Here is a 13,387-nt window from a genome sequence, read left to right as displayed (position 1 = left end):
CCGTAGATGACGGCCGGGACCTTGCCGGCGTTCCGAAGCGCCTTCGCGCCCTTCTTGCGGGCGGCGGTGCGTGGTTCGGCGGTGAGCTGGACTACTGTAGCCATGGAATCCTCTGGAGTTCTCGGCGCTGCCTGCGCTGGGGTGTCGTTGGGGAGCCGCTCCCCGCTCCCTTTCTTAGTCGAACAACGAACTCACGCTCTTATCCCGATGCGTATTCGCGATCGCGTGCGCCAGCAGGCTGCCCACCGAGAGCACCACCAGCCGCTCGAACTTCCGGCTGTCCGGCAGGGCGATCGTGTTGGTGACCGCAACCTCCGTGATGGGCGCCTCGCTGAGGCGCTCGACCGCGGGGCCCGAGAGCAGCGCGTGGGTCGCGCAGACGTAGATGTTGCGCGCCCCCAGGCGCTTCAGCGCCTTCGCCGCTTCCGAGACCGTGCCCGCGGTGTCGATCAGGTCGTCGGGGATGAGGCAGTCACTGCCCTCGACCTCGCCGACCACGTTCACGACCTCGGCGATGTTCGCCGACGGGCGTCGCTTGTCGATGATCGCCAGCGACGCGTTCAGTCGCTTGGCGAACCCGCGCGCCATCTTGGCCGAGCCGACATCGGGCGCCACGACCACCGGGTCGTGGAGCCGCTTCTGCCGGTAGTGCGCGGTCAGCACCGTCGCGGCGTACAGGTGGTCCACCGGGATGTCGAAGAACCCCTGGAGCTGGTGCGAATGGAAGTCCATCGCCAGCACCCGGTCCGCTCCGGCGGTGCTCACCAGGTTCGCCATGAGCTTGGCGCTGATGGCCACCCGCGGCTGGTCCTTCCGGTCCTGCCGCCCGTAGCCGTAGTACGGGATCACCGCGGTGATCCGCGCCGCGCTCGCCCGCCGCGCCGCATCGATGAGGAGCAGCAGCTCCAGCAGGTGCTCCGCGGGCGGGTTCGTGGGCTGGATGATGTAGACGTCCCGCCCGCGCACGTTCTCGTCGATCTTCACGAACAACTCGCCGTCGGCGAAGCGCCGCGTCGTGACCTGGCAGAGCGGCTGCTTCAGGTCGGCAGCGATCTCCTCGGCGAGGGGCCGGTTCGCGGTCCCCGCGAGCAGCATGAGCTGGCTCTTAGACAGCGAAACGTCGGCCATAAAAGCCCAGAAAAATAGTCAGAAGACGGCAAGACGCCAAGTGGCCTCTAGTGCGCCACCTGGCGTCCTGGAGTGCCTGCCGGCCCGGGTACTAGCGACGTCGCGCCGGCGCGGGAGCGGGCGCGGCGGGCGCCGCGTTCGGGCTCCAGCTGTCTGCCACGATCTTCCACGACCCGTCGGCCTGCCGCATGGTGACGATCAGATACTTCCCGTCCTCCGGAGGCGGGGCGGCCTGGGTGGTGTCCTTCATCGTCAGCACCAGGTGATAGGAGCCGAGGAGAAGGGCCATGTTCCCCTCACCGCTGATCCTGCCCGGGGTCAGCGTGAGGTTTGCCGTCGTCTGGGAGGTCATGCCGGTCCACAGCTGCCGGATCGCTTCGGTGCCGGCGGCCTCGGGCATGTTGGGCGGCTGGATCACCGCGTCCGCGGCGTACAGGCTCGTCATGCCTTCGACGTTGACGGCGTTGAAGGCGACCGCAAACGATGAGTCGGCGGCGCGGATGGCGGCTTCGTCGGCTGGCGAAAGCGGCTTGGGCGCCTGTTGGCATGCGGCAAGGGTGGCGAACACCATCCCAAGTGCCGCAAAACGAGTGATACGCATGAGTCGCTCCTGAGGAGGGGGTTGCGGCGACAGAGTTACCGCCCGCCACCCTTAACCGCAAGCGGGTGTTCCTAGGAGGCGAGCCGCTCGCGGATCTGCTTGACGTGATGCGCCGCGTGCCGCACGTGGAAGCGCATCCACTCCTCGAGGGTCAGGTCGCCGAGGACGGGGTGTTTCACGAACAGGTCGGCGGACCGCGTTGGGAGGAGGCGGCGCTCCAGGTCGAGGAAGCGCTGCACGCCCTCGGTAAACTGCTGCTGGACCGCCGCCCGCTCGGGACGTTCCGCCGGCAGCGACTGCGACGGAGCTTTCCTCCCGGGCGGGAACCATCCCACGTTCATGATGAGCAAGTGCCCGATGCGGGCGAAGATGCTGCGCGGGCGGCGCGCCATGGCTGGTTTGTCCGCCCGTGACTCGAAAGCGCGGCCGCTCCCTTCGATCCCGACGGCGAGGTGGTGCACGATCTGGGCGGCGCACCACTTGCCCGGCGGCGCTTGGTACCAATCGGTATCGGAACGGGCCGCGAGCGGGCCGAGGATGAACTCCGGGAGATCATTGAACGCGGTCACGCGTGGTCTTTCGAGTTGGGTTGTCGGGAATTGGCCCCGAAGGATTCGAACCTTCATTACCGGATCCAAAGTCCGGAGTCCTGCCATTGGACGAGGGGCCAGAGTGTGTATGGGTCTTAACTTAGCTGCTCCACCCCAGGCTCGGCAGGCGTCACGCTTGCCGCCACCTCGGAGGACCACGTCGCGGTCAACACAACGGCACCCGGGTGATCGTCACAGCACCAACCTCCGGGCGCCACCTCACTTGAGCCGCGCCGCGGTCTGCGCCTCCCGAAGCCGACGCTCACGAAAGAACGCCCACATCAGGCTCGACGCGTCGATGCTGTTCGTGGTGATCCCGACGAACCACTCCGGCATTGGCTTTCCGCCGGGCCAGGTGTGGCCTCCCTCCAGGATGGTGTAGAGCACCACGGCTGCGCTGTCGGCGCAACGCGTGTACGCGCGACGAATGACGTCCACCGCCACCGCAGAATCAACGGGCTCCGGCGAGCACCGATTTCTCGCGGCCCAGCGCGCCACCCATCTCGGGATGTCCGGAAATGTTCCGGGGGCTACCCATGACTTGCCGCCGTGGTACCGAGCAGCGCTATCGGCTGTCCCGTGAAACGCAATCATTGGCACCGCTCGCCGGTCCGTACACGCACTCCACGGCAGGAAGATCGCTGTCCCCACCACCCCAACCGCCGCGATCCGGTCTGAAAGCGTGCACGAGAGCACAAACGACATGCCTCCGCCGTTGGACAGTCCGTTCGCATAGACCATAGTCGAGTCGATGTTGTAGCTCGCCCGCAGCGTGTCGATCAGTTCCGAAATGAACCGGACTTCCCGTATCGAGCCGGGTCCGCCGCTTGCACGCCAGGCCCTGGGCCCGCGCCCGCTCACACCGGACGGGTAGACCACAATGAATCCGTGCTCGTCGGCGACCCGGTCCCACCGATCTACTTCCCTTTGAGCGGCTGGCCACATTGCACCCCCGTGCAAGCTGATGACCAGCGGCGTCGGCTTGGTACGGTCGTAGCTGCTTGGGACGTACAGCAGATATTCGCGCTCGATCCCCGAGGACACGATCGTGCCGTTGCTTCGATTGGTCGCGTAGAACGACACGGCCTCCACCAGGGCCAGCACGACCGGCAGCCCGATGAGCACCAGCACGGCGCCGATGACTCCCTTCCGGCGACGCTGGTCGTCGCGAACGGTCGTCACGGTCACCGGTGCCGGTTCCACGCAAGCGCCAGCGGAGCCGCGGATACGCGCGCAAGCGGGACGGCCAGGATCGCGAGCAACACGAGACAGTATTGCGGAATGAGCGGCCCGGACACCAGCCACGCGAGCACACCGTAGAGCGCGAACACCACCGCGACCCAGGTTGCGGCGCCGCCAACCAGAGTGCGATCACTCAGCAACCCGCTGCGCGTGAGGCGTGCGGCGACCCCGGCAGCGGCGAGCATCTTGAGCGCGACCAGCACAGCGAGGATCAAAGGCAGTGAGTGCCACAACATCGCTCGCGCACTGTTGTGGTCGACGATCCATTGCACGACGGGTCCGATGAACATGACAAACATCAACACGGCAATCACGGTGGACCTGCTGATCCATTCGCGGCCGGTCAGGCCGATGTACATGCTCTGCACGAGCTGCTTCCACGTCGACGCCATCAGCCCGGCGAGCACGAGCAGCGCGAAGACGATCGTGCGGGGCATCCCCACAATCTCGACGAGCCGGCTGGCCCGTACCTCTACCATCGGCCACGTGCCCGACCATATAAGTGCGAGCGGGACGGCGACGATGACCAGCAGCCATGCGGCAAGCGTGCTCCAGATCGCCATCTTCAGCTTTGCGGCGATGAGATCGGCGCTCGAGAGCGGTCGCGTCGCGATGAAGGGTGACATGGCGTGGGAATCGCGCGCATCGGGATTTGCCTTGCTCACGGTCGCGGCCGCGAAACTCGCCGCGAGCGGTGGAGTGATGAGCGCGAGCAACAGCAGTTCGAGCAAGAGCGCTGGTGCGTCGCGGGCTATCCAGAACAGCGCCAGCTCGAAGGGCAACAGAATGCCCACGAGCGCCGGCAGCGTCCGGCCCTGGCGTCGCCATTCGAACCAGAGCTGCGCGCGCGCGGGCGATCCAAATCCGGCGCGGCTGAGCGGCGCAGGAGCGGCGACGGCCGCAGTGCGCATGAAACTCGGTCGCCAATCGGGCACATCGCCGCGACGCGCCCGCGCGACGGCGTAGCGGGCGACGAGATATGCGATGGGAATCTGCGGCGCGAGGATCGCCAGCATCACCGGCTCGGAAACTTTGTAGTGCGCCGCCAGCAGAACGGCTGCATCGAACACGGCGAGCCAGAGCACCGTGACGATCGGGCGCGCGGCCGGCAGGCCGTACGGCATCCACATCAATGCCTGCGTCCACGCAAGAAAGGCTGCGGCGAACAGCGCCGGCCCGACCAGTGGGACATCAATCTCCCAAGGCCACCTCGCGAGCACGGTCGCGGCGAACACGAGCGCGGCAACGGTCATCGTGCCGTACAACATCGGCCACCCGACCAGTGCGGCAGTCTTCACCGGCAGCGAGAACATGCGGGCGGGAAAGATCGATTGCCGCGCGCCGAGGTCGCCGGAAAGGCCGAAACTGAATACCGCGAGGTAGTAGAAGAACGCCCACGATAGGGGCCCGATCACCACGGCCGCCCTGCCGTCAGGGGGGACCACCGTGATTGGTTCCCCTGGCACGAACATCACCAGCCTGAAGACCGCCAGGCCAAACAGGAAGGCGCCCATCGCGATCAGCGGCCAGGAATGCCGCTTCCGAAACTCCCAGCCGATCGCGAGGGCGGGGGACCGCATGACCTACGCCTCGGCGGCCGGCGCTGCAGGCATCCCGACGCGTGCGACGAAAATCTCATTGAGGGACGCGCCGCCGTGCGATTCCTTGATGGTGTCAAGCGGAGCGCTCAAGACGATCCTGCCCTGGCTGATCATCGTGACGTGATCGGCGACCTGCTCCACTTCCTCCAGCAAGTGCGACGAAAAGAGCACCGTGCGGCCCTCATCGGCGATGGTGCGAATGACGGCGCCGAGAATGTCGCGGCGCACGATGGGGTCGAGGCCGGACGACGGTTCATCCAGCACCAATAATTCGGGCCGATGGGCCAATGCGATGAGCAGTCCCGCCCGCGCCTTCTGCCCCTTGGAGAGGTTCTTGATTTTCGCCACGGGATCCAGGTCGAACTTCTGCCGCAGCTCTTCCGCATACACGTCGTCCCACGCGTGATAGAATGCGCGCGAGTAGCGAATGAGTTCGTCAACGCGCATCCAGCCGGGAAGGTCGTTTTCCTCGGAGAGGTAGCCGATGCGCGACAGGACGGCGACCGGATCGGCGACGGGATCGAGGCCGAAGACGCGCACCGAGCCGCTTTGCGCCCGTAGCAGGCCCAGAATATGTTTGATGAGCGTCGTCTTGCCTGCGCCGTTTGCGCCGACGAGGCCGTAGACCGCCCCGCGTGGCATGGACACGCTCACCGAGGCCAGGGCCGTCTTGGTACCGAAGCGGCGCGTCAGCTCCGACACGTTGATGACCGATTCACTCACGCTCGAAACCACCTATCGTCGCTCTCGGTCACAACGTCAACAAGCCCGCACACTCACGTCCAAAACCACAACCGCTGCGAAGCTCGTGTGATAACTCGGCCCTAGCCGAGTTAGCCTGCGAGACTCGCGATGATATGCAACGGCCGGCGCCGGCGCCACCGCACGCCCGCGAAGTCTAAGGCGGTTGCGGCGGGTTTTCTACGGTGGCTGGGTGACGCGCTTCGCCAGCTGGACCGCCGTCGGGATGGTGGCCTGGCGCTCCTTGGTGTCGCCGACGGCTAGCGCCGATTCGAGGGTGCGGAGGGCCTCCCATTCTTCCCGCATCCGGATGCGCAGTCGGTCTTCCTCGGCCAGCGCCCGTTCCAACTCGTCGTGCAGCAGGTTCTCGGCGTCCGGACCGTGGACACTGATGGCGCCGGCCTCGAGCTGGAGACGGCGTGCGCGAGGTGAAGCCAAGGGTCGCCCAGAAGCGCGTGTGCGTCCGGCATGAGCCGGGCAAGGTTCGCGTCCAAAACCACAACCGCTGCGAAGGTGCCCCTTGGCCGCGTCAGCGCGCTCCCGGCGCGACTATCCGATGCAGCGCCGGGATGGACCAACCGACGGCCGTCCCGAGCACGGCCCCGCCCAGCACGTCGGTGGGGAAGTGCTTGTGCGCCGCCACGCGCATCGCTCCGGTCGCCGCCGCGGTCGCGAACAGCGCGGCGATCTCCGCGCGGTGCCGCCCCGCAATCCCACGGCGGTGCAGGATCGAGGCGTACGCCGCCGCGGCCGCGAAGGCCTGGCTCGTGTGCCCCGATGGGAACGAGTAGTCGCGGTCCGGCGGCAACGGCCCCCCGGCGGCGTAGCGCTCCGGCCGCGGCCGGTGGAAGAGAACTTTCGTCCACGTCGTCGCGGCGTCCGTGACGGTCAGCGCCTCGGCGAAGACGAGGATATCCTCCAGCCTCGCTGCGCCCTCACCCCTGCCACGGCTGAGGGCGAGCAGGGCGCCCGCGCCCCACGTCGCGCCGCCCCGCAACAGGTTGCTCGCGTTCGAAGGGCCGGCCCGGAGCGTCCCCACCGCGCCGCGGTCGATGCCCCAGAGCCGGGAGGGATCGCACGGGGCGCACGTGACGCGCGGCAGACGATCGTCGAGGACCCGCCGAAGGACTTCCGCGGTGGTGGTCGCGCCGAAAACCGCCGCGTCCGGCCACGCGCGGACGATGAAGCGCACCGGCTGAGGGGCCTGTTGCGCCCGCACCGGGTGCAGGAGAAGCGCCGCGGCGGCGGAGCCGGCTGCCAGCCCGCGCCGCAACCCGTAGAACGACCGGACCATCGGGAACGCTAGCGAATCGCGTGGAACGGCGCGCCCTCGATGTCACAAATTGGGCAGGTACCCATGATATGCCCTGAGTGAGGGTGTGCGGCGTGCCGGCGTCGCCGTACCCCGGGGTCAGGCGAACCGACGCCGTTCAAGGTGCGCTCAGGCCGCCAACCGGGCAAGCTGGAGGCCGTCTATGGCTACTACCCCTCTTGAGGCTCACAGACGGCGGGGGAGCGGCGCGTGGGGGTTGCTACACGCGCGCGTTACGTGCGATACGGCGCGCCTAGTCTCAGTGTTTGCCGAAGTGTTTGCCGGTCAGTGCTCGCCAATGCGGTCAATTGGGGTCCGGAAATATCGCCCGCGAAGTCTAAGGCTGTTGCGGCGGGTTTCTACGTTGACTGGGTGACGCGCTTCGCCAGCTGGACGGCCGTCGCGATCGTGGCCTGGCGCTCCTTGGTGTCGCCGACGGCTAGCGCCGATTCGAGGGAGCGGAGGGCCTCCCATTCTTCCCGCATCCGGATGCGCAGTCGGTCTTCCTCGGCCAGCGCCCGCTCCAACTCGTCGTGCAGCACGGTCTCGGCGTCCGGACCGTGGACACTGATGGCGCCGGCCTCGAGCTGGAGGCGGCGCGCCTCCGTCTCCCTGAGGGTGCGGCGCGTCTGCTCCAGTCCGTCGCCGAGCAGGTGTACGAGCGCCACGACGTCGAGGTGCTGCTGACGTTCGGGCGCGGGGAGCTTGGCGAGCGCGCGGTCGATCGCCATCTGATGGCGGCGGATGAGCGTGGGGCCGATCCGGTGTCTGCGCCCGCCCATCGTCTCGTCCCGCCGGAACCGCAGCCGCCCCTTGGTCCACGATGTCCGGGCGAAGAGCCAGCTGCCGAGCGCGTCGATCACCGGCGACAGCCGCCACTCGGCGGTGGGCCGGGCGGACAGCCGCGGCCCGTAGCGCAGCCAGAGGAAGGTGATCGCGGCGGCGAGAAACCCGCCTCCGCCGCCGGCGAGCTTGCCGAACGGCACGCCGAGCATCACGGCCACGACCGCACACAGCGGCGCGGCGACCCGGAAGGCGCTCGCCGATGAGCGGCGCCGGCCAACCTCTTCGGGCGGTGCGATGAACCCGAGCGTGCGCGCGGCGAAGAACCCGCCGAAGGCGCTCACGATGAGCACGACCTGGTTGAGGCCCTCGACCACGGGCGGCTGGTAGGGGCGCTCGTCTAGGTACAGCGCACCCAGGAGCGCGCTCCCCGCCACGGTGATGAACCAGAGGAGGGACGTGAGCGGCGCGCTCACTCGCACGTTAGGCCTCACGGTGCGCTCGTCGAGGTACCGGGCGCGCTCCCCGTAGAGGCCGCGCCGGACGGCCTCCCATCCGAAGCCGGCGCGCGTCACCGTCTCGAGTCGCCGCAGCCAGCCCGCCGTCACCGCGCCGAGAAAGAGCAGGGTGAGCACGCCGGGGATCGCCGAGAAGCCGACGACGCCGATCCCGATGCCGAAGAGTGACACGGTCGTGAAGGTGCGCCGGGACGCCCGGAAAAACGTCTGGATCACGGCCGGCGTCTCCGGCACGTCCGGTCCCGCGCGGCCGATCGCTTCGGCGAAAGCCTCGGCGGTGGCTGCCCGGTCGGATGGCTTGGCGGCCAGCGCGGTGTTGAGCGCGCCAACGAGCCGCTCCGGGATGCGGGGCCTGAGCGGCCGGGGGTCGGGCACGACTCCCTTGGTGTGTTCCGCAACAATGGAGCCCATGGACTGGCCCTGGAGGGCGTGCTGCCCCGTCAGGAGGTAAAAGCCGACTAGGCCGAGGCTGTAGAGATCGGCGCGCCCGTCGGCCGGGCCCTCGCCCAAAACCTGTTCGGGGGCCATGTAGGCGAGCGTGCCGATGAGCTGCCCCGGTGCGGTGAGGTGCAGCTCGTCGCCCGTCAGCGCCTTCGCGATGCCGAAGTCGGTGACGACGGGCCGCCCGGTGGCCGCCTCGAGCATGATGTTGTCAGGCTTGATGTCGCGGTGGAGGACGCCGCGGGCGTGAGCGTACGCCAGCGCCCACGCGACGTTCTGGAGGACGCGGCGCACCACGGAGAGTGGCTGCGGTCCCTCGCGCGCGACCTTGTCGCCGACCGTCTCGCCCTCGACGAACGCCATGATGAGCCAGACCAGCTCTTCGGTCTCGCCGACGTCGTAGATCGGGACGATGTTGGGGTGGGAGAGACCCGCGGCGAGTTGCGCCTCGCGCACCAGGCGGGTGCGGAGGTCGGCGCGCCAGGCGAGTTCCGGCGGGAGGACCTTGATGGCGACCTCGCGCCGCAGCCTGAGGTCGGTCGCGCGGATCACGACGCCCATCCCGCCGCGCCCGAGCTCCAGCCCCAGCTGATAGCTCGGCCCGAGCGCTGACCGCAGCCGGTCTCGCAGCGACGCGGCAGCGCCCGGCGCCGGCCGGCCGCGATGGTCCGCCGTTATCGGTGAAAGAGGGGTAATCCCCTCGGCTGGCGCGTACGACCGCTCTTCTGGCACGGGTTGGGGGCTCCGCCCCAACATTGTGGTGCCAATCGCTACGGCACAAGTGCTGGCGCCTCAGGGACTTTCGCGCGAGCGCTCAGGGCCCGGCGCAAGACGGCTTGTCGGAACCCGCGCACCCGGGAACCGGGGAGGGGGAACCGCGCTCGAGGAAGGCCAGGCTGGCGCCTTCGTGCCTCCAGCGGGATCCCTCGGCCATGACCGGCGAGGGGGGACGACACGATGCATCCCTGGAGCGCGGCGTTGTTGAAGAGAAGGTGAGGGAGGCGGCGCAAGCAGCCGTCAAGCGGAGCGGGTTCGGAACGCCGGCCCGCCCGGCGGCCGTCAAGCGAACGTCAAGCCGAGGCGGCGCGCTCCTTGATGCGCTGGCGCTGGCCGGGGGTGACCATATCGCGGGCCACGATGTCCCGCACGATGCGCGCGACGAACGCGTAGCCGCGGGGCTCGGCGGTCAGCCAGCGTTGCCACTCCAACTCGTCGAGGGCGGCGGCCGCGGGCTCGGGGTCGAGCCCTGAGCCGCGGGTGAGGGCATCGGGCGCGACCCGGTCGCCGAGCACCGACGCGACGGTCAGCATCGCCTGCGCGTTGGCGCTGAGGCGGCGGTACCCGACGCGTATCGCGGCGATCACCGCCGATGGGAGCTCGCCGGGATAGCTGTGCTCGAATGTCTTGAGCGGCTCGGGCCAGACGCGCTCAGCGCCCAACAGGTCGTGCCCCAGCGCCACCGCGTGAAGCAACTCGACGGCGAGCAGCGGTAGGCCGGCCGAGTCGGCGGCGATGCGCCGGGCGACCCGGTCGAGCTGTTCGTCGCCGTAGGCGGGGATGGCCCAGCGGGCGAGTGCACGCAGGGCGGCTGCGTCGAGCGGCTGGAGCAGCACGTTCGCGCCGTCGAGGTCGCGTCCGAGGCGGGCGCGCATCTCGTCCAGCTCGTCGCGCGGGGGGCGGGGTGTGGCTGCGAACAACAGGAAGATCGGGGCGTCGGCCAGGTCGCGCAGCGCGGCGCGGAGAGCCAGGAGCGAGTCGTGGTCGAGCCACTGGGCATCGTCGGCGGCGAGGAGCACCGCTTGCTCGTCTGCCACCGCGCGCAGCACCTCGCTCAGGGCGCGTCCCATCGGGAGCGGCGTCTCGCCGCGCACCGCGTCGCCGAACCGGTCGGCCCACTCCGCCGCGCGGGCGGCGAACGCGGCGAGCGCGGCGGGCGGCGCCGCGGCCAGCCCCGGGGCGTCAAGCAGTCCGCCCCGCGCCAGCCCGAGGACGCCGCTCCAGGGCTCCTTGCGATCGGCCTCGACCGCCCGCACGGTGCTGGTCGCGGCTCCGTCGAGCCGCGCCCGCGCTACCACTTCATCCACCAGCCGCGTGATGCCCATCCCGGTCTCGCCCTCGACCAATCCCACGCCGGGCTGTCGCGATCTTCGGGCGGCGTCCCAGGCGTCGAGGAGGTGGCCAAGCTCGGCCTCTCGGCCTACCAGCGGTGCGCGGCGGGACTCCGCGCCCACGCGGTGCGGCGCCGGCTCCGCCACCCGCCACGTCCGCTCGCGACGCACCCGGTCGGCGAGCGCCTGCGTCTCGCCGTCCGGCTCGGTGCCAAGTTCCTGGTCGAGGCGCGCGGCCAGCGCCGCGTAGGTCTCGAGCGCCGCGGAGCGGTTGCCGGTGAGGGCGTGGCTCCGCATCACCGTTCGCGCGGCAGTCTCGGAAGTCCGGTCCAGCGAGAGGGCGAAATTAGCCGCCGCGACCGCGTCGAGCGGCTGGCCGACCCGCAGCAGCTCTTCGGCGCGGCGAACCAGCGCGTCCACCGAGCGTCCGCGCCACGTCGCGCGCTCCGCGGTGAGCCAGTCCTCGAAGGTGGATGCATCGGGAACGCTGAAGCCCTCGAGGAACTCTCCTCCGACCAGGTCCGCCGCGCCGCGCCAGTCACCGGCCGACGTGAGCGCGTCGAACCGGTCCGTGTCGAGGTCGATGGTGCCGGGCTCCAGTCCGATCTGCGCGCCCTCATGGAGGACGCCGCTGTCGCCGAGGCAACGCCGCAGGATCCGCACGGCCTCACGCAACGAATGGCGCGCGGCAGTTTCGGGCTTGTCGGCCCAGAGCAGCCCGATCAGGTGTTCGCGGGTTCGGAGGTGGCGGGGCGATCGCGCGAGGTACACGAGGAGCGCGAGGTTCTTGCGCCAGAGCAGCTCGGGAGGTGGCGCCCCGCCGTCCACGAGGATCTCGACCGGGCCGAGGGTGCGGCAGCTGATCACACGCGGCCCGGGGCCTACGTCCCGGCGAACGCGCCGCGCTGGACCAGCCCGGCGACCGCTTCGACATCGGCCGCGAGGGGACGGTCGCGCTCGAGACGCGGCACCGCCTCACGCAGCCGGGCGTGCGCCCGCTCGAGGGCGAGGCCCGTCTTCATCGGCCGGTGGTGCTCGATGGCCTCGGCGGCGCAGAGCAGCTCGGCGGCCGCGACGTAGCTCATGCACCAGGCGGCCCGTCGCGCCTTTCGCGCCGCGGCCGGCCCCATCGAGACGTGGTCCTCGCGGCCCGCGCCCGTGGGCACCGAATGCGTGCTCGCCGGCGACGCGAGGACGCGCATCTCCGTGAGCACGTCCGCCACGGCGGTCTGGAGCATCATGAGCCCCGACTCGACGCCGGGATTCCGGGCGAGGAAGGCCGGCAGCCCGGACGTGTCAGGGTTCATCAGCCGCTCGATACGGCGGTCGCTGATGGCGGCGAGGTCGGCGAGCGCGATGGCTAGCAGGTCCAGCGCCTGGGCCACGATCTGGGCGTGGAAGTTGCCACCGCTCACGATCTCGCCGGTCTCGGGGAAGACGAGTGGGTTGTCGGTCGCGCTGTTGATCTCGATCTCGAGCACCCGGCGCACATAGGCTAGGGCGTCGCGGGCGGCGCCGTGCACCTGCGGCATGCAGCGCAGCGAGTAGGCGTCCTGGATGCGGTCGTCCCCGTGGCGGTGGGACTCGCGGATCTCGCTCCCCGCGAGTAGGGCGCGCAGTCTCGCCGCGCTGGCCGCCTGGCCCGGGTGGGGCCGTATCGCCTGGATGTTCTCCGCGAACGGTCCGGGTGAGCCCTTGAGGGCGTCGAGGCTCATCGCACCGGCCACCTCGAGCGCGTCGAGCGCACCTTCCGCCTCGAGTAGCGCGAGCACGCCCAGGGCGGAGCAGAACTGGGTGCCGTTGATGAGCGAGAGCCCGTCCTTCTCGCGCACGTCGAGCGGCTGGAGGCCGGCGGCCGCGAGCGCATCCCTCGCCGGGACGACGCGGCCGCCCATCTCGACGTCGCCCTCGCCCATGAGGCCGAGCGCGACGTGGGCGAGCGGCACCAGGTCGCCGCTCGCGCCGACGGAGCCGAACTCCGGCACGACGGGATGGATACCGCGATTCAGGAAGTCGAGGAGCGACTCGACGCAGCGGACGGTGCAGCCCGAGTGGCCATGGGCGAGCGTGTTGGCGCGCAGCAGCATGAGCGCGCGCACGGCCTCGCGGGAGATCGGCTCGCCGAAGCCGGAGGCATGGCTCCTGATGACGTTGCGTTGGAGCAGGATCCGCTCTTCGGGGGCGATCATCACCTCGGCCAGCCGGCCGAAGCCCGTCGTCACGCCGTAGACGCTCTCGCCGGCCGCGATCGCGTCCTCGATCACGCGCCGCGCGCGCTCCAACGCGGTGCGTCCCGTTGGGGCGAGCGTGACGGTCGTGACC

At 69.7% G+C, this 13,387-nt stretch carries 11 protein-coding genes and 1 tRNA gene; all 12 read right to left on the bottom strand.

Annotation, left to right across the window (positions count from 1 at the left end; genetic code table 11):
• Window positions 1–174 precede the first annotated feature (174 nt).
• Window positions 175–1,128, bottom strand: coding sequence for a ribose-phosphate pyrophosphokinase (locus Q8Q85_09230; protein MDP3774435.1), 954 nt, complete (start codon window positions 1,126–1,128; stop codon window positions 175–177).
• A gap of 91 nt (window positions 1,129–1,219) precedes the next feature.
• Window positions 1,220–1,729: a DUF4440 domain-containing protein gene (locus Q8Q85_09225; protein MDP3774434.1), complete on the bottom strand. Its 510-nt coding sequence runs from the start codon at window positions 1,727–1,729 to the stop codon at window positions 1,220–1,222.
• Window positions 1,730–1,800: 71 nt separating this feature from the next.
• On the bottom strand, window positions 1,801–2,298 hold the full coding sequence (locus Q8Q85_09220; protein ID MDP3774433.1) for a DUF1569 domain-containing protein: 498 nt from the start codon (window positions 2,296–2,298) through the stop codon (window positions 1,801–1,803).
• A gap of 30 nt (window positions 2,299–2,328) precedes the next feature.
• Window positions 2,329–2,399, bottom strand: a tRNA-Gln gene (locus Q8Q85_09215).
• A 139-nt stretch (window positions 2,400–2,538) separates the two neighbouring features.
• Window positions 2,539–3,450: a PHB depolymerase family esterase gene (locus tag Q8Q85_09210; GenBank protein MDP3774432.1), complete on the bottom strand. Its 912-nt coding sequence runs from the start codon at window positions 3,448–3,450 to the stop codon at window positions 2,539–2,541.
• A 53-nt stretch (window positions 3,451–3,503) separates the two neighbouring features.
• On the bottom strand, window positions 3,504–5,141 hold the full coding sequence (locus Q8Q85_09205) for a hypothetical protein (GenBank protein ID MDP3774431.1): 1,638 nt from the start codon (window positions 5,139–5,141) through the stop codon (window positions 3,504–3,506).
• Window positions 5,142–5,144: 3 nt separating this feature from the next.
• On the bottom strand, window positions 5,145–5,885 hold the full coding sequence (locus Q8Q85_09200) for an ABC transporter ATP-binding protein (GenBank protein ID MDP3774430.1): 741 nt from the start codon (window positions 5,883–5,885) through the stop codon (window positions 5,145–5,147).
• A gap of 198 nt (window positions 5,886–6,083) precedes the next feature.
• A complete protein-coding gene (locus Q8Q85_09195) occupies window positions 6,084–6,341 on the bottom strand; it encodes a hypothetical protein (protein MDP3774429.1) in 258 nt (85 codons plus the stop codon).
• Window positions 6,342–6,432: 91 nt separating this feature from the next.
• The gene (locus Q8Q85_09190; protein ID MDP3774428.1) at window positions 6,433–7,197 is read right to left on the bottom strand and encodes a phosphatase PAP2 family protein; all 765 of its coding nucleotides are present in this window, start codon (window positions 7,195–7,197) and stop codon (window positions 6,433–6,435) included.
• A 377-nt stretch (window positions 7,198–7,574) separates the two neighbouring features.
• Window positions 7,575–9,689: a serine/threonine-protein kinase gene (locus tag Q8Q85_09185; GenBank protein MDP3774427.1), complete on the bottom strand. Its 2,115-nt coding sequence runs from the start codon at window positions 9,687–9,689 to the stop codon at window positions 7,575–7,577.
• 338 nt (window positions 9,690–10,027) lie between these two features.
• Entirely contained in the window at window positions 10,028–11,932 is a 1,905-nt protein-coding gene (locus tag Q8Q85_09180) for a BTAD domain-containing putative transcriptional regulator (GenBank protein ID MDP3774426.1), read from the bottom strand.
• 14 nt (window positions 11,933–11,946) lie between these two features.
• Window positions 11,947–13,387, bottom strand: a 1,441-nt coding sequence (hutH, locus tag Q8Q85_09175; GenBank protein ID MDP3774425.1) for a histidine ammonia-lyase, incomplete at its 5' end; no start/stop codon positions are given.

This window comes from Gemmatimonadales bacterium, from assembly GCA_030697825.1.
Classification (GTDB): domain Bacteria; phylum Gemmatimonadota; class Gemmatimonadetes; order Gemmatimonadales; family JACORV01; genus JACORV01.
The sequence above is the reverse complement of the archived record's forward strand: the minus strand, read 5'-3'. Positions and strand labels throughout refer to the sequence as shown.